Origin of the sequence: Paraburkholderia sp. RL18-085-BIA-A (assembly GCF_046027075.1) — a bacterium.
Lineage (GTDB): Bacteria > Pseudomonadota > Gammaproteobacteria > Burkholderiales > Burkholderiaceae > Paraburkholderia.
Genome location: NZ_JARESU010000001.1, coordinates 58,898 through 76,435 on the forward strand (window position 1 = coordinate 58,898; position 17,538 = coordinate 76,435).

At 65.0% G+C, this 17,538-nt stretch carries 11 protein-coding genes; 3 read left to right on the forward strand and 8 right to left on the reverse strand.

The annotated features are described in order from the left end of the window. Positions 1-48: 48 nt before the first annotated feature. The 4 genes from frr to rpsB all read right to left on the reverse strand — a co-directional run bounded on the left by frr (position 49) and on the right by rpsB (position 3,470). Complete coding sequence (frr, locus tag P0D89_RS00275; protein ID WP_054035184.1) at positions 49-609, reverse strand: ribosome recycling factor; 561 nt, start codon at positions 607-609, stop codon at positions 49-51. 98 nt (positions 610-707) lie between these two features. Further along, positions 708-1,421, reverse strand: a complete 714-nt coding sequence (pyrH, locus tag P0D89_RS00280) for a UMP kinase (RefSeq protein ID WP_408356867.1) — start codon at positions 1,419-1,421, stop codon at positions 708-710. 218 nt (positions 1,422-1,639) lie between these two features. Next, positions 1,640-2,521, reverse strand: a complete 882-nt coding sequence (gene tsf / locus P0D89_RS00285) for a translation elongation factor Ts (protein ID WP_408356869.1) — start codon at positions 2,519-2,521, stop codon at positions 1,640-1,642. A 196-nt stretch (positions 2,522-2,717) separates the two neighbouring features. Continuing rightward, a complete protein-coding gene (rpsB, locus tag P0D89_RS00290) occupies positions 2,718-3,470 on the reverse strand; it encodes a 30S ribosomal protein S2 (RefSeq protein ID WP_028199373.1) in 753 nt (250 codons plus the stop codon). 618 nt (positions 3,471-4,088) lie between these two features. Between rpsB and map the strand changes: the two genes are divergently transcribed. From map to P0D89_RS00305, 3 genes are read left to right on the forward strand one after another with little or no spacing between them, the layout of a single operon-like run. Next, the gene (gene map / locus P0D89_RS00295; RefSeq protein WP_408356871.1) at positions 4,089-4,898 is read left to right on the forward strand and encodes a type I methionyl aminopeptidase; all 810 of its coding nucleotides are present in this window, start codon (positions 4,089-4,091) and stop codon (positions 4,896-4,898) included. A gap of 30 nt (positions 4,899-4,928) precedes the next feature. Further along, positions 4,929-7,508: a [protein-PII] uridylyltransferase gene (locus tag P0D89_RS00300; RefSeq protein WP_408356873.1), complete on the forward strand. Its 2,580-nt coding sequence runs from the start codon at positions 4,929-4,931 to the stop codon at positions 7,506-7,508. Positions 7,509-7,514: 6 nt separating this feature from the next. Continuing rightward, on the forward strand, positions 7,515-9,623 hold the full coding sequence (locus P0D89_RS00305; RefSeq protein WP_408375983.1) for a pseudouridine synthase: 2,109 nt from the start codon (positions 7,515-7,517) through the stop codon (positions 9,621-9,623). Positions 9,624-9,768: 145 nt separating this feature from the next. On the opposite strand, the gene def is transcribed toward P0D89_RS00305, so the two are convergent. From def to smc, 4 genes are all read right to left on the reverse strand, one after another. Beyond that, on the reverse strand, positions 9,769-10,302 hold the full coding sequence (gene def / locus P0D89_RS00310) for a peptide deformylase (RefSeq protein ID WP_408356877.1): 534 nt from the start codon (positions 10,300-10,302) through the stop codon (positions 9,769-9,771). Continuing rightward, positions 10,299-12,365, reverse strand: coding sequence for an NAD-dependent DNA ligase LigA (gene ligA / locus P0D89_RS00315; RefSeq protein ID WP_408356879.1), 2,067 nt, complete (start codon positions 12,363-12,365; stop codon positions 10,299-10,301). The genes def and ligA overlap by 4 nt, the downstream gene beginning before the upstream one ends. A gap of 201 nt (positions 12,366-12,566) precedes the next feature. Beyond that, entirely contained in the window at positions 12,567-13,874 is a 1,308-nt protein-coding gene (locus tag P0D89_RS00320; RefSeq protein WP_408356881.1) for a cell division protein ZipA C-terminal FtsZ-binding domain-containing protein, read from the reverse strand. Positions 13,875-13,979: 105 nt separating this feature from the next. After that, positions 13,980-17,498, reverse strand: a complete 3,519-nt coding sequence (smc, locus tag P0D89_RS00325; protein WP_408356883.1) for a chromosome segregation protein SMC — start codon at positions 17,496-17,498, stop codon at positions 13,980-13,982. Between the last annotated feature and the right edge of the window lie 40 nt (positions 17,499-17,538).

A 17,538-nucleotide genomic window follows, 5' to 3' on the forward strand; every position in this document is an offset into this window, starting at 1 on the left:
ACTGCAAATAAAGAAGTGGAAATCCTGAAAGTGCTGAGCCAGGCGGCCTCACACCGTCATGATCTCGGCTTCTTTCGTCACGACGAGCTTGTCGATTTCAGTGACGAACTTGTCCGTCAGCTTCTGAACGTCGTCGCCTGCACGACGCTCGTCGTCTTCCGAAATTTCCTTGTCTTTCACGAGCTTCTTCAGTTGCTCGTTGGCGTCGCGACGCAAATTGCGGACCGCAACCTTGGCCGTTTCCGCTTCGCTCTTGACCACCTTGGTCAGTTCGCGGCGGCGCTCTTCGGTCAGCGCGGGCATCGGCACGCGGATCACGTCGCCTTGCGTGGCCGGATTCAGACCGAGATCCGACTCGCGGATCGCCTTTTCGACGACCTGGACCATCTTCTTCTCCCACGGCTGCACGCCGATCGTGCGCGCGTCGATCAGCGTCAGGTTCGCGACCTGCGAGATCGGCACCGGCGAACCGTAGTAATCGCACTGGATGTGATCGAGCAGGCCCGTGTGCGCACGGCCCGTGCGGATCTTCGACAGGTCGTTCTTGAACGCGTCGATGGAACGCTGCATCTTTTGTTCAGCGCCCTTCCTGATATCAGCCACAGACATTTTTAAACCTCCGAACCTTCAAAACGGAGCGAGCCGGCACGCGCGCGATAGGCGGCGGCCTGGGCTCGCATCAAAGCCCACGTTATGTGAACGAGAGTTTACACGTGGACGAGGGTGCCCTCGTCGTCGCCTTGTATGATGCGCTTGAGCGCGCCCGGCTTGACGATCGAAAAAACGCGGATCGGCAGCTTCTGGTCGCGGCACAACGCGAACGCCGTGGCGTCCATCACCTGCAGATTGCGGCCGATCGCTTCGTCGAAACTGATCGTCGTGTAGCGGGTTGCGCTTGCGTCTTTCTTGGGATCGGCCGAATAGACGCCGTCCACCTTGGTTGCCTTCAGCACGACTTCCGCGCCGATTTCCGAGCCGCGCAGCGCGGCGGCCGTGTCGGTAGTGAAAAACGGGTTGCCGGTGCCGGCCGCGAAAATCACGACTTTGCCTTCTTCGAGCTGGCGAATCGCGCGGGGCCGGATGTACGGCTCGACCACCTGGTCCATGCGCAGCGCCGATTGCACGCGCGCTTCGATACCAGCGTGGCGCATTGCGTCCTGCAGCGCCAGCGCGTTCATCATCGTGGCCAGCATGCCCATGTAGTCGGCCGTGGCGCGATCCATACCGGCCGCACCGCCCGCGACGCCGCGGAAAATATTGCCGCCGCCAATCACCACGGCCAGCTGCGTTCCGAGACGGACCACTTCGGCCACGTCCGCCACCATTCGTTCGATGGTCGCGCGATTGATGCCGAAGGCATCGTCGCCCATCAGAGCTTCACCGGAGAGTTTGAGCAGGACGCGTTTGTAGGCAGTGGGCATAGGGGTATCCAGATCGCGCAGAACAGGGCAACAACAAGGGACTAATGTAGGGGTGAAATGCTGATTCGGGCAAGCGCCGCCAAATTGACGGACCCTCGGGTCCGCCTGCGGCTGCGCTGCGAGGGTCAACCCGCGCGCAGCCTTGCGGCGCTGCCGACCGCGGAGAAGTCTTGCTCCGCCGCGGGTCCAACAGTACTACTGTGAAGCTTGAGCGACGCTTATTGTTGCTTTGCAGCAGCGACTTGAGCGGCCACTTCTGCTGCGAAGTCGTCCTGCTTCTTCTCGATGCCTTCGCCGACCACGAACAGCGCGAACTTCTGCACGCTCGAGCTGGCTGCCTTCAGCATCTGTTCGATCGTCTGCTTGTCGTTCTTAACGAACGTCTGGTTCAGCAGCGACACTTCCTTCAGGTACTTCTGCACGCTGCCGTCGACCATCTTGGCGACGATTTCAGCCGGCTTGCCCGATTCGGCGGCCTTCTGTTCAGCGATGCTGCGTTCCTTCGCGATCAGGTCCGCCGGCACGTCGTCCGACGACAGCGAAACCGGCTTCATCGCGGCGATGTGCATCGCCACGTCCTTGCCGACCTGCTCGTCCGCGCCGGTGTACTCGACCAGCACGCCGATGCGCGTGCCGTGCAGGTACGCTGCCAGCTTGTTAGCCGTGTCGAAGCGCACGAAACGACGGATCGACAGGTTTTCACCGATCTTGCCGACCAGCGCGAGGCGCACCGCGTCGACCGTCGAGCCGTCCAGCGGCAGTGCCGACAGAGCAGCGACGTCAGCGGGGTTTTGCTTGGCGACCAGCTCGGCGACCTGCTTCGAGAAAGCCAGGAAGTCGTCATTCTTCGAAACGAAGTCGGTTTCGCAGTTCAGCTCGACCAGCGAACCCGCGTTGCCACCGATGAACGATGCGACCACGCCTTCAGCCGTCACGCGCGACGCTGCCTTGCTGGCCTTGTTGCCCAGCTTCACGCGCAGCAGCTCTTCAGCGCGCGCCATGTCACCGTCGGCTTCCGTCAGCGCCTTCTTGCATTCCATCATCGGCGCGTCGGTCTTCGCGCGCAGTTCTGCAACCATGCTTGCGGTAATTGCCGCCATCATTTGCTCCTTGAGTTCCGTCTGTCACACGCCGCCCGCACTTCGATACCGGCGGCAAGAATTCGTTTCAGCGTTGCCGTGTATTTTTTTACGGACAACGCGTTGGGCGCCGCCTGCGGCACCCACTACAACACGTCGCGGCTTAAAAAAAGGGGGCCTGTAGAAAGCCCCCTTTTTTGCCGGACACGGGGCAGTTTTACGCTTCCCCGTTGACCTCGACGAACTCGTCGCCGTCGCCACCACGTGCAGCCTGCACCACTTCGTTGACCGCGTTCGCACGGCCTTCCAGGATCGCGTCAGCCACGCCAGCCGTGTACAGAGCCACAGCCTTGCTGGCGTCGTCGTTACCCGGGATCACGTAGTCGATGCCTTCCGGCGAGTGGTTCGTGTCGACCACTGCGATGACCGGAATGCCGAGCTTGTTCGCTTCGGTGACGGCAATCTTGTGGTAGCCGACGTCGACCACGAAGATCGCGTCCGGAATGCCACCCATGTCCTTCACGCCGCCGATCGACTTCTGCAGCTTGGCCATTTCGCGCTCGAACAGCAGCGCTTCCTTCTTGCTCATGCGCTCGGTTTCGCCCGCTTCCAGCGCCGCTTCCATGTCCTTCAGGCGCTTGATCGAAACCTTCAGCGTCTTGAAGTTGGTCAGCATGCCGCCGAGCCAGCGTGCGTTGACGAACGGCATGCCAGCGCGTTGTGCCTCTTCGGCGATCGTGTCGCGCGATTGACGCTTCGTGCCGACGAACAGGATCGTGCCGCGGTTCGCTGCCAGTTGACGCGCGTACTTCAGCGCGTCGTTGTACATCGGCAGCGTCTTTTCGAGGTTGATGATGTGAATCTTGTTGCGATGACCGAAAATGAACGGGGCCATCTTCGGGTTCCAGAAGCGCGTTTGGTGACCGAAGTGGACACCGGCTTCCAGCATTTGACGCATGGTAACTGCCATGAAAATCTCCGCGAGGGTTGGGTCTTAAGCCGGCTGCCGTATCGGCCGCGCCCGCCTTCTTCTTTGGCTGGAACGCGACAGACACCCTGGGTGCGCCGGCTTGCGAGTTGGCTGCCTGGGTAATGCCCGGTAATGCCCGGTAATGCCAATGCCTGGTAATGCCATTAACCTGCACTTACCTTGACCTACATTTATTACCTCATGGCGCAGGCAACCGGCACCATGAAAAACCGCTCCTGCCCGTTTTTGACCACCCTTTCACGATTTTTCACGATTCCCAGGCAATAAAACGAGACATAGAACGACTTAGCCAAAGATTATAGCACGCGACTATTGCACGACTCAACCTGCGTGGGAGCCCCCGTTTGCCGCGACGGGGTTGCACCCGGAAGATTGCCGCCGCCGGCGTGCGCCGAAGGCGGCCCGCCGCATAAATATGACGTAACGGCTGGACGAATCCGCGCAGCCCGCCTCGTCTATCGCAGGCAAGGCCGTCCAACTTGCTCAAGCGCAGTTCACAAAAGCACCCGCCAAACTCCCGAGCCCCGTCGCAAAAGCCTGCGGCAGCAGGAATATGGTGCGATAATCCCGCAATAAATCGCATTTCAGGCCCGACTCATGGCTATTACACTCAAAAACGAACACGATATCGCGCAGATGCGCGTCGCCTGCAAGCTCGCTAGCGAAGTGCTCGACTACATCACGCCGTTTGTTAAGGCCGGCGTCACGACCGGCGAACTCGACCGTCTATGCCACGAATACATGCTGAAGGAACAGGGCACGATTCCGGCGCCGCTGAATTATCAGCCGCCCGGCTATCCGCCCTATCCGAAAGCCACCTGCATTTCCGTCAACGACGTCATCTGTCACGGCATCCCCGGTGACAAGACGCTGAAGAACGGCGACGCGCTGAACATCGACGTCACGGTCATCAAGGAAGGCTATTTCGGCGACACGAGCCGCATGTTCATCGTCGGCGAAGGCTCGATCCTCGCCAAACGGCTCGTGCAGACCACCTTCGAATGCATGTGGCTGGGTATCGACCAGGTCCGCCCGGGCGCGCATCTCGGCGACATCGGCTATGCAATCCAGAAGCATGCGGAAGGCCAAGGCTATAGCGTGGTGCGCGAGTACTGCGGTCATGGCATCAGCACGGTGTTCCACGAGGACCCGCAGATTCTGCACTACGGCCGTCCTGGCACCGGCTTCGAATTGCAGGCCGGCATGATCTTCACGATCGAGCCGATGATCAACGCCGGCCGCCGCGACATCCGCACGATGCCCGACCAGTGGACCGTCAAGACCAAGGACCGCAGCCTGTCGGCGCAATGGGAACACACCGTGCTCGTCACGGAAACCGGCTACGACGTGCTGACCGTTTCCGCCGGCACGCCCGCGCGGCCGCCGGTCGTCGCGGCCACCGCCTGACCGACTTCCGACCCCACCGCCCGCCTGCCAATGAGTAGCGTTCCTGTCGTCGCCCCATCCCATGCCACGTCGCTGAAGGCGGACTACAAAGTGGCCAAAGCCCAGATACTGGAACGCTTCAAAACGGCCACCAACGTCGATGCGTTGATGGCCGCCCTCGCGCGCGCCACGGACGACTCGCTGCGCGCAGCCTGGGACACCTGCGAGCTGTCAGGCGAGCTGGCGCTGCTGGCCGTCGGCGGCTATGGCCGGGGCGAACTGGCACCGCACTCGGACATCGACATCCTGGTTTTGCTGCCGGACGCGCCGCTGGAACATCTGGAAGCGCGCATCGAACGCTTCATCAGCCTCGCGTGGGATCTGGGGCTGGAACTCGGCAGCAGCGTGCGCAGCGTGTCGCAATGTCTCGAAGAAGCCGCCAACGACGTCACCGTGCGCACCTCGCTGCTCGAAGCGCGGCGCATCACGGGCAGCGCCGCGCTATTCGACGACTTCGCGAAGCGTTACCGCGCGGCGCTCGATCCAAAGGCCTTCTTCCAGGCGAAAGTGCTCGAAATGCGCCAGCGCCACGCCAAGTTCCAGGACACACCCTACTCGCTCGAACCCAACATCAAGGAAAGTCCGGGCGGCCTGCGCGATCTTCAGCTGATTCTCTGGATCACCCAGGCGGCCGGGTTTGGCAGCAGCTGGCGCGAACTCGAAGCGCGCGGCCTGATCACCGAGCGCGAGGCGCGCGAACTGCGCCACAACGAAGGTTTCCTGAAGGCGCTGCGCGCCCGGCTTCATGTGACCGCCGGGCGTCGTCAGGACATCATGGTGTTCGACCTGCAGACGCCGGTGGCCGAAAGCTTCGGCTACAAGCCGACCGTCACCAAGCGCGCCAGCGAACAGCTGATGCGCCGCTATTACTGGGCCGCCAAGGCCGTCACGCAGCTCGCCACGATCCTGATCCAGAACATCGAGGCGCAACTCTTCCCCAGCACGAGCGGCATTACGCGCGTACTGTCGGAGCGCTTCGTCGAAAAGCAAGGCATGTTGGAGATCGCCAGCGACGACGTGTTCGAGCGCGAGCCGAACGCGATCCTCGAAGCGTTCCTGCTGTACGAGCAGACGCCCGGCGTCAAAGGCCTGTCGGCGCGCACGCTGCGTGCGATCTACAACGCCCGCGACGTGATGGATCAGCACTGGCGGCGCGATCCGGAGAACCGGCTCCTGTTCATGGACATCCTGAAGCAGCCGGCCGGCATCACGCACGCGTTGCGCCTGATGAACCAGACCAGCGTGCTCGGGCGCTATCTGCTGAATTTCCGGCGCATCGTCGGGCAGATGCAGCACGATCTGTATCACGTCTACACGGTCGACCAGCACATCCTGATGGTGCTGCGCAATCTGCGTCGCTTCGCCGTGGCCGAGCATGCGCACGAATATCCGTTCTGCAGCCAGTTGATCACCAACTTCGACCGGCCGTGGGTGTTGTACGTGGCGGCGCTGTTCCACGATATCGCCAAGGGCCGCGGCGGCGACCATTCCACGCTCGGCATGGTCGACGCGCGGCGCTTTTGCCGCAACCACGACATCCAGGGCGAGGACGGCGAGCTGGTCGTGTGGCTGGTGCAGCAGCATCTGACGATGAGCCAGGTCGCGCAGAAGCAGGACACGAGCGACCCGGAAGTGATCAAGCGCTTTGCCGAACTGGTCGGCACCGAGCGCCGCCTCACCGCGCTCTATCTGCTGACCGTGGCCGATATCCGCGGCACCAGCCCGAAAGTATGGAATACGTGGAAAGGCAAGCTGCTCGAAGACCTGTACCGCGCGACGCTGGCCGTACTCGGCGGCGCGCGGCCCGATGCGCACTCGGAGCTGAAGACCCGCAAGGAAGAGGCGCTCGCGCTGCTGCGTCTCGAAACCGTGCCGGAAGGCGCGCAACGGGCGTTGTGGGACCAGCTCGATGTCGGCTATTTCCTGCGTCACGACGCGGCGGACATCGCGTGGCAAACGCGCGTGCTGTACCGCCACGTCGAAACGCCGACACCGATCGTCCGGGCTCGTCCGTCGCCGATCGGCGAGGCGCTGCAGGTGCTGGTGTACGTGAAGGACCAGCCCGACCTGTTCGCCGGCATTTGCGCGTATTTCGACCGCAATAGCCTGTCGGTGCTCGATGCGCGGGTCAGTACGACCCGTCACGGGTACGCGCTCGATAATTTCCTCGTCGCGCATACCGAAGAAGACGTGCATTATCGCGATATCGCCAATCTGGTCGAACAGGAACTGACCGCCCGCCTCACCGGCCACGGAACCCTGCTGCCGGGACCGTCGAAGGGCCGTTTGTCGAGGCTGTCGCGGACCTTCCCTGTCACGCCGCGCGTCGATCTTCGGGCCGACGAGCGCGGCCAATACTACATCCTGTCCGTGTCGGCGAACGACCGGCCAGGCCTTCTTTATTCGATCGCGCGCGTGCTGGCCGAGCATCGGGTCGGCGTCGCTTCGGCGCGGATCAATACGCTCGGCGAACGAGTCGAAGACGTGTTCCTGCTGGACGGACACGGCCTGTCGGACAACCGCCTGCAAATTCAGGTCGAGACCGAACTGCTGCGCGCGATCGCAGTGTGAGATTTCATGCGAGTCAAATTAACAGCCAAGCACCCGCGGCCGGCTTCGTCCGAACGCGCCCCTGTCCGTACCGGCAGCACGTCGGCGCGTAAGCCGACGCGTCCGGTGGGACCGAAGCCGTCGACGGCGGCTTTCAGCGGGGCGCGGGGTGAAGGCGCTGGTGCAGCAGGCGGCGCTGGCAAGCGGCCCGCGGGTGGCAAGCCGGTGGGTAGCGGTGCACGTGCGCCGCGTGCTGAGGGATCGTTTTCGCGCGAGCGGGACGCGGGTGCGGCGGGTGCGGCGCGTCGCGCCACGTCGGATCGGCCGCCGCGCCGGGAAGGGGCTGCCGGGGAGCGGGGGCCGCGTCGTGATGTTGGGGAGCGGGCGCCGCGCAGGTTGGAAGGTGGTGGCGAGCGTGGAGAACGCGCGCCCCGCCGCTTCGAAGGCGCGGGTGATCGCGGCGAACGCGCCCCTCGCCGGTTTGAAGGCGCGGGTGATCGCGGCGAACGCGCCCCTCGCCGGTTTGAAGGCGCAGGCGATCGCGGCGAACGCGCGCCCCGCCGCTTCGAAGGCGCAGGCGACCGAGGCGAACGCGCGCCCCGCCGCTTCGAAGGCGCGGGTGATCGCGGCGAACGCGCACCACGTCGATTTGAAGGCGCGGGTGATCGCGGCGAGCGCGCACCTCGCCGCTTCGAAGGCGCGGGTGATCGCGGTGAACGCGCGCCCCGCCGATTTGAAGGCGCGGGTAATCGCGGTGAACGCGCCCCGCGCCGCGACGACGGCGAACGCCGCCCGTTCAGCGGACCGCGCACAGGCACAGGCCGTCCATCGGAAGACGCACCGCGTGGCGAACGCCCGGCGCGGCGCGAACGCGACGCATCCGATCGGCCCCGTTTCGGCAGCGACCGTGGTGCTCCCCAAGACCATCGCGGAAGCGACCGCGGACCGCGTACCGATAGCGCGCCGCGCCGTTTCGAAAGCGAGCGCGGCTCGTCCGAACGTGGCGAACGCAGCTTTGCGCAACCCGTAAAAAGCGGCTACGGCGACCGCTCTGACCGTCCGGCACGCGTTCCGCGCGACGGCAACGGTGAGCGCAATGAACGCAGTGATCGCGGCGACCGCGCCCCCGCCAAACGCGAATTCAACGACCGCCCCACGCGCAGTGGTGAACGCGGCGAGCGCCCGGCCCGCAGCTTCGACAAGGCACAGCCGTCCGCGCCGCGCCGCTTCGGCGACGACCGCCCGGCCCGGGCCCGCGCCGACAAGCCACGCGCCCCCGCGGGCGCGTCCGCAACGCGCGCCGGGCGCCGCGATGCGGGCAACGAGACCGACGCCAATCCTGCCCCGCGCACTCCGCGTCGCGATTACGAAGACGCGCCGGGTACCTTGCGCCTGTCGAAGCTGATGTCCGAACTCGGACTATGCTCGCGCCGCGAAGCCGACGAGTGGATCGAAAAGGGCTGGGTGCTGGTAGACGGCGAGCGTATCGACACGCTCGGCACCAAGGTTCGTCCGGACCAACGCATCGAGATCGACCCCGCCGCCGAAGCCGCGCAAGCGAGCCAGGTGACGGTGCTGGTTCACAAGCCGGTCGGCCTCGTGTCGGGCCAGGCGGAAGATGGCTATCAACCGGCGATCACACTGGTCACGCCGGAGAATCGCTGGGAAGGCGACCACTCGGAAATTCGCTTCTCCGTCGCGCATCTGCGCCAGCTTGCGCCGGCCGGCCGTCTCGACATCGATTCGACGGGCCTGCTGGTACTGACGCAGGACGGCCGCGTCGCCAAGCAATTGATAGGCGGCCATTCGGAGATCGACAAGGAATACCTGGTGCGCGTGGCCTATGGCGAACACACCACGGACGTCGAAAGCCACTTCCCGCCCGAAAGCCTCGAGCTGCTGTGCCACGGCCTGTCGCTCGACGACGTGCCGCTCAAGCCCGCGCAGGTCAGTTGGCAGAACGGCGAGCAGTTGCGTTTCGTGCTGCGCGAAGGCAAGAAACGCCAGATCCGCCGGATGTGCGAACTGGTCGGCCTCGAAGTAATCGGCTTGAAGCGTGTGCGGATGGGTCGCGTGATGCTGGGCGCGCTGCCGCCGGGCCAATGGCGCTATCTGGCGGCGGACGAATCGTTCTGACGCCGCCGCCGCGAGCGCCTGTTCACCATCGGACAGGCGCTCGCGCCAACAAAAAACCCACGCCGATGCGTGGGTTTTTTGTTGGCGCCGCAGGCGGCGCTACCCGTTCAAACTGCCGCATGCAGCAGCAAACCCCGCAGCAGCATCAATCGTCGCTATTCGGCTCCATGTCCGGAAACAGCACTTCCGTGAAGCCGAACTTCGCGAAATCGTTGATTCGCATCGGATACAGCTTGCCGATCAGGTGGTCGCACTCGTGCTGCACGACGCGTGCGTGAAAGCCTTCGGCGACCCGGTCGATCGGTTTGCCGTACTGGTCGAAGCCGTGATACTTGATCATCGAAAACCGGCTCACCGCGCCGCGCAGGCCCGGCACCGACAGACAACCTTCCCAGCCCTCCTCCATATCGAGCGAGACCGGCGAGATGGTCGGATTGATCAGCACCGTCTCCGGCACCGACGGCGCGTCCGGATAGCGCTCGTTCTTGCCGAAGCCGAAGATCACCACCTGCAGATTGACGCCTATCTGCGGCGCGGCAAGGCCCGCGCCGTTGGCGTCGCGCATGGTCTCGAACATGTCTTTGACGAGTTCATGCAGTTCAGGCGTGTCGAAGTGATCGACCGGATCGGCAATTAGCAGCAGGCGCGGATCGCCCATCTTGAGAATTTCGCGGATCATGACTGCCCCTCCAGGAGCTTACGCATACCATCTTCGTCGAGTACGGGGATGCCGAGTTCCTCGGCCTTGACCAACTTGCTGCCGGCTTCCGCCCCTGCCACCACGTAGTCCGTTTTTTTCGACACGGACCCCGCCACTTTCGCGCCGGCTGCTTCCAGCATTTCCTTCGCTTCCTCGCGGGCGAGATTCGGCAAGGTGCCGGTCAACACCACCGTCTTGCCGGCCAGCGCGCCTAGCGGCGCCCTCGGCGCAGGCGGCCCTTCCGGCCAGGTGACCTTGCCCGGCGCGCGCAGCTGCTCGATCACCGTGCGGTTGTGCTCTTCGGCGAAGAACTGATGAATCGACTCGGCGACCACCGGCCCCACGTCGTTGACTTCCAGCAAGGCTTCGACCGTTGCGTCCATGATCGGGTCCAGCGAGCCGAAGTGCTTCGCCAGATCTTTCGCCGTGGATTCGCCCACGTGGCGGATGCCGAGCGCATAGATGAAGCGCGCCAGCGTGGTGTGCTTGGCCTTTTCCAGTGAATCGAGCAGGTTCTGCGCGGACTTTTCGGCGAAACGGTCGAGTTCGGCGAGCGTCCCGAAGCCGAGGTTGAACAGATCAGCCGGCGTGCGCACCAGATTCTGCTCGACCAGTTGATCGATGATCTTTTCGCCGAGCCCGTCGATATCGAGCGCGCGCCGCTGCGCGAAGTGCCACAGCGCCTGCTTGCGCTGCGCTGGACAAAACAGCCCGCCGGTACAACGCGCGATCGCCTCGTCGGGCAGCCGCTCGATGTTCGAGCCGCACACCGGACACTGCGTCGGCATCACGAACTCGCGGGCGTCGGCCGGACGACGTTCGAGCAGCGCGCTCACCACTTCGGGAATCACGTCGCCGGCGCGCCGCACGATCACCGTGTCGCCGATGCGGATATCCTTGCGGCGCACTTCGTCTTCGTTGTGCAGCGTGGCATTCGTGACCGTCGCGCCGCCCACGAACACGGGTTCCAGCCGCGCCACCGGCGTGATCGCGCCGGTGCGGCCGACCTGCACATCGATCGCGACGAGTTTGGTCAGCGCTTCCTGCGCGGGGAATTTATGCGCCAGCGCAAAACGCGGCGCGCGCGACACGAAGCCGAGCGCGTCCTGCTCGTCGCGCCGGTTGACCTTGTAGACCACGCCGTCGATGTCGTAAGGCAGCGAGTCGCGCTTCTCGCCGACCGCGTGGAAGAAGCCCAGCAAACCTTCGGCACCCTGCACGACAGCGCGTTCACCGTTCACCGGCAAGCCGAGTTCCTTGTACCAGTCGAGCAGCTCGCTATGCGTGGCCGGCATCTCGATTCGTTCGAGCACACCGATGCCATAAGCGAAAAACGACAGCGGCCGCTGCGCGGTGATCTTCGAATCGAGCTGCCGCAAGCTGCCCGCCGCCGCATTGCGCGGATTGGCGAACTCCTTTTGCCCCGCGGCGCGCTGGCGTTCGTTCAGACGTTCGAAGTCGCGCTTGAACATCAGCACTTCGCCGCGCACGTCGAGCACTTGCGGCACGCGCTTGCCCTTGAGCTTGAGCGGAATGGAGCGGATCGTGCGGACGTTTTCGGTGACGTTCTCGCCGGTGGTACCGTCGCCGCGCGTGGACGCCTGGACGAACGCGCCGTCGACGTAACGCAGCGAGATCGCAAGGCCGTCGAACTTCAGCTCGGCCGCATAATCGACCGGCACCGACGGCTCGCTCGCGTTCTTGCCGAGCGCGTCGCCGACGCGCTTGTCGAACGCGACGATGTCTTCATCGGCGAAACCGTTGTTCAGCGACAGCATGGGCTGGTCGTGCACGACCGGCTCGAAGCCGCTCGCCGCCTCGCCGCCCACGCGCTGGGTGGGCGAATCCGGCACGATCAGATCGGGATGCTCCGACTCGATGTTCTCCAGTTCCTTGAACAGCTTGTCGTATTCCGCGTCCGGCAGGTCGGGCTGGTCGAGCACGTAGTACGCGTAGTTCGCGCGTTCGAGTTCCGCGCGCAGCCACGCGGCCCGTTCGGCCGGAGCGCTGGTTGCTGGGGAAGAGGCGGGGGTTCGGGACATGCTGTCGGACGGTTCATGAGGGAAATTCAGACATTGGATTATCGCAGGAAGCGTGCCCCTTTACATCGTCCGAGTGGCCAGGTTTCGGGCTGACCGCTGCGCGTTCGCCAGCGGTTCAAAGCGGTGCGCGCATGCGCCGCCGCTAACGACAACGGCCGCACATCGCGCGGCCGTCGGGCACCTCGAAAAAGCCGTGCGGCTTTACTGGCTGAACAAGCGCCGCGTGGCCGGCGAACCCGCCGGAATCCCCGCCTGTTCGAGTTTCGCGTAGAGCGTCATCAACTGCTTCTCGATGGCGAGCAACGCGGTTTCCGGCAACGGACGGCGGCCGTCGTCGACCACCCGCCCGCCGATACGCTCCGCCAACGATTTCGCGTAGTCGCACATCAGCCGGAACGGCAGGATGTCTTCGTCGGCGACCGGCACGTCGAGCACCAGCGTGATCATCTGGCCGCCCTTGTACGTGAGGTCGTCGCGCAGGAAGTTGGTGTCGCCGAATTGCAGCATGAACACCGGGCTCTGCCGCGAGTCGAGCTTGACGAAGCGCGTGCCGTCGCGCGACAGCAGTAGGCCGTCCTGCGACGCCACCGCCTGCACGTAGTTGGCCGACCAAGGCGCGCCGTCCGACAGCACGTTGATCGACAGTTGCGCGTCGCATTGCGCGGCGAAACCGTCGAGCTCGCGCGCCATCGCGACCGTTTCGAGCATGTCGGGAAATTCCGGCGCCGCGTCGAGCGCGTCGGCGAACTGCTGCACGCCGGTGACGAACTCCGAGAACTCCAGTTCGTTCAGCGCACCGCTGCGGTTGGCCAGTTGCGCGGCCGCGCGCAGCTCTTCATAGCGCGCGCCGTTTTGCAGCAGCTCCCACGCGCCGCCCTCGGGCTTGCCTTCGATATGCACCGGCTTGCTGCCGGCGCGGCGCAGGCGCTGCGCGAGGGGCAGCACCTTGTCGCCGGCCACCGGGCCGTTCAGACGAATCGGCACGATGCAATCGATGCGCCGATCGACGATAGCCGGCGGCGCCGACGAGATCGTCGTGGCGGCGGGCAGAATCGGTTCGGCCGGTTCGTTGGCGTCGCGAGCGGCTTGCGCGGGTCGCGCGGCCTCGCCGGCCTCGGCGGGATGAACGCCTTCTTCAGCCTCGGCCACGCCCTCGGCTTCCGGCAAACCGTTCGGCGTGATCGTCTCGGCCTGAATATCGGCCGGCGTGTCGAGCGGCGCGGCGGGTACGCCCGGGCTCCCGCCAAAAGTCGGCTCGACGCGCGCCGCCGTCGTTTCCGCCGACGCATCGGAACCCACCACTGGTTCGCGGCGCGTGGTCGGCCGGGCCGGTTCGATGAACGGGCTCTGCTCCTCCTGATCGTCCCGCGCGAAGTTTTCGGCGGTTTCGGCCGGCATCGGCCGCGGCATCTTGCGACGCACTTTCGCGCCCTGCCACGCGTTGTACACGACCACGCCCCCGACCACCACGGCTCCCGCGCCGATCAAACCGAGTGTCAACTCGTCCATGCATGCTCCATCAGCAATTCTTCTATCCGCGCGGCTTGTGCGCCCGCTCCACGTGTCGCGCGGCGTTGGCCGCTGCTGAACCGCGGACGCCCGCGAAGGCTTAAGTTAAACGATATTCTGGGCGAAACCGGCCGCGCTTTCCATGTCGACCGCGACAATGCGCGACACGCCCTGCTCCTGCATGGTCACGCCGATCAGTTGCTGCGCCATTTCCATCGCGATCTTGTTGTGCGAGATGAACAGGAACTGGGTTTTGTCCGACATCGCCCGCACCAGGTTCGCGAAACGTTCGGTATTGGCGTCGTCGAGCGGCGCGTCCACTTCGTCGAGCAGACAGAACGGCGCCGGATTCAGCTGGAACATCGCAAACACCAGCGCGGTCGCCGTCAGCGCTTTCTCGCCGCCCGACAGCAGATGGATCGTCGAATTCTTCTTGCCCGGCGGCTGCGCCATCACCTGCACGCCGGCGTCGAGAATCTCGTCGCCGGTCATGATCAGCTTCGCCTGGCCGCCGCCGAACAGGCGCGGGAATAGTTCGCCGAAATGACGGTTCACTTCGTCGAAGGTGCCTTGCAGCAGGGTGCGCGTTTCGGCGTCGATCTTGCGGATCGCGTCTTCGAGCGTTTCGATCGCGCTGCTCAGGTCGGCCGATTGCGAGTCGAGGAAGAACTTGCGCTCGGTCGCGGCCTTCAACTCATCCAGCGCGGCCATGTTGACCGGGCCGAGCGCGGCGATCGCATTGTTGATGCGCGTGACTTCGCCTTGCAGGTACGACGGCTTCATGTCCGGCGTGAGCTTGGCCTGCAGCTCGGCCTCGTCGACGCCCGCCGCCGCGAGTTGCTCGATGAACTGCTCACCGTTCAGTCGCGCGGCCTGCTCCTTCAGCTGCAATTCGTTGATGCGCTCGCGCAGCGGTTGCAGCGCGCGCTCGGCGGTGAGGCGGGTTTCGTCGGCGGAGCGCAGCTTGGCGGTCAGATCGTCGAGTTCGAGGCGCGCGGCGTGCAGCGCCTCTTCCTTGACCGAACGGATGTCGAGCGCGTCCTGCAGGCCGGTGTGCGCGGTCTGCTCGTTGATCGTTTCCAGCTCGGCGCGCGCGTCTTCCAGCGACACCGCGACACGCTCGCTCTGCTCGTGCGCGACCTGAATGCTGCGCTTCAATTCGTCGATGCGGTTCGCCATGTTGCGCGCGGCGAAGCGCGCGTCGGTGGCGGCGCGGTCGAGGTCGCGGGCCTGGCCTCGTGCGGTGGTCAGTTCCTCGTCGAGCGCTTCGAAGGCCAACTGGTGATCTTCGAAACGCGCCTGCAATTCCGCGAGTTCGGCGTCGTGCCGCTCGAAGTTCGCTTCCGACTCCGCACGCATCCCGCGCTGCTCTTCGATCTGCGCGGTGATCTCCTGGACTTCCTCGCGAATCTGCGTGCTGCGCTGGGTGTAACGCTCATGCGCCTGCGTGAGCTTGAGCACATCCATTTGCAGCGCGTGCACGCGTTGCGTCGCGCGCTCGGCCTGCTGACGCACGTCGGTCAGCGCCTGCGCGGCTTGCGTGTGGGCGGCTTCGGCGCGGATCGCGGTGGCCCTGGCTTCATCGGCAAGCAACGCCTGCGCGCGCACCTGGCGCGCGAGGTTTTCAATTTCCTGCTGACGGGCGAGCATGCCGGCCTGCTCGGAATCGGCGGCGTACAGCTGCACGCCGACGCGCGTCACCACGTGACCCGCCTTCACGACGAACGAGCCGCCTTCCGGCAATTGCGCGCGCATGCCGAGCGCCTGCTGCAGATCGTCGGCGACGAACGCGAGGCCGAGCCAGTCGTTCAGCACCGCGCGAATGCCGGCGTCATCGATGCGCACCAGCGACAGCAGCGGCCGCAACGCGGGTGGCGTGGCGGCCGGCTGCCCGGCCACCGGCGGCGCGTAGAACGCGAGCTTGGCGGGCGGCGCGTCCGTGGCGAACGCCTTGACCCAGTCGAGGTTCGACACTTCCAGCGCGGCGAGGCGCTCGCGCAGCACCGCTTCGAGTGCGGTTTCCCAGCCGGCTTCGACGTGCAGCTTCTTCCACAGACGCGGCAGCCCGCCTAACTCGTGCTTTTCGAGCCACGGCTGTATCTTGCCTTCGGTCTGGACGTTTTCCTGCAACTGCTTGAGCGCTGCGAGACGCGCGTCGAGCTGATGAATCTGCGCGCCTTCGGCCTGCACGCGTTCCTGCGCGGCGCGGCGTTCGCCGTCGAGGCGCGGCAGCGTTTCCTGCGCATCCGCCAGACGCGCTTGCGCGTCGTGCAGAATCTCTTCGTGCTCGGCGAGTTGCATGCGCAGGTCTTCGAGCTGCGCTTCGTCGGGGGCGTCGAGACCGCCCGCTTCCGACTTCAGCCGCTCGTGACGCTGCTGCAGCTGTTGCAATTGCTGATCGGCGTTGCGCTGATGCGCGGCTTCGAGCTTGAGCGCCTGTTCGGTCTGCGCGATGCCGCCGCGCTCCGCGTTCAGCTCCGTCTGCGCATCGCGCCAGCGGGCTTCGAGCGCGGGCATCGCGTCGTGCTTCGCGGCGGCTTCGTCTTCGGCGAGCGTGGCTTTTTCCTCGGCGACGGCCAGTTGCTCCTCGGCGTCCTCGATATCGCTCTGCGCCTTTTCGGCTTGCGACTGCCACTGCTCGCGCTGTGCGCTCAGTGCGGCAATCTGAGCTTGCACGCGGTTGCGCGACTCGACGATGAACCTGATCTCGGCCTCGAGCCGGCTGACCTCCGCATTAGCTTCGTACAGCGCGCCTTGCGCGCCCTGCATCGCGTCGCTCGCGGAGTAGTGCGCGACCCGCAGCGTTTCGAGTTGCGCTTCGACTTCGCGCAGCTTCGCGGTTTGCGCTTCGAGGTCGATCTGCGCCTGTTCGATCGCGCGCTGCTGGCGCTCCTGCTCACTGCCGGCTTCGTTCTTGCGCAACAGCCACAGCAGACGCTGCTTCTCTTCGCCGTCGGTCTGCAGTTCCTTGTAGCGCGTGGCGACCACGGCCTGCCCTTCGAGCTTCTCGAGGTTGGCCCCCAGTTCGCGGACGATGTCCTCGACCCGAATCAGATTCTCGCGCGTGTCGTGCAGACGGTTCTCGGTTTCGCGGCGGCGTTCCTTGTACTTCGACACGCCGGCGGCTTCTTCGAGGAACACCCGCAGCTCTTCCGGCTTCGCCTCGATCAGCCGCGCGATCATGCCCTGCCCGATGATCGCGTACGCGCGCGGCCCGAGGCCGGTGCCGAGGAAGATGTCCTGAATGTCGCGGCGGCGCGCCGGCAGATTGTTGATGTAGTAGCTCGAGGTGCCGTCGCGCGTGAGCACGCGCTTGACGGCGATTTCGGCATACTGGCCCCACTGGCCGGCGGCGCGGCCGTCGGCGTTGTCGAACACCAGTTCGACGCTGGCGCGGCTACCCGGCTTGCGCGCGGTCGAGCCATTGAAGATCACGTCCTGCATCGACTCGCCGCGCAGTTCGGAGGCGCGCGATTCGCCGAGCACCCAGCGCACGGCGTCGATGATGTTGGACTTGCCGCACCCGTTCGGTCCGACCACGCCGACTAGCTGGCCTGGGACCTGGAAATGCGTGGGATCGACGAATGACTTGAAGCCAGCGAGTTTGATCGAGGTCAGACGCACGGCGATTTCGCTGTTTGAAAAGGGAAAATAATAGGTGGCT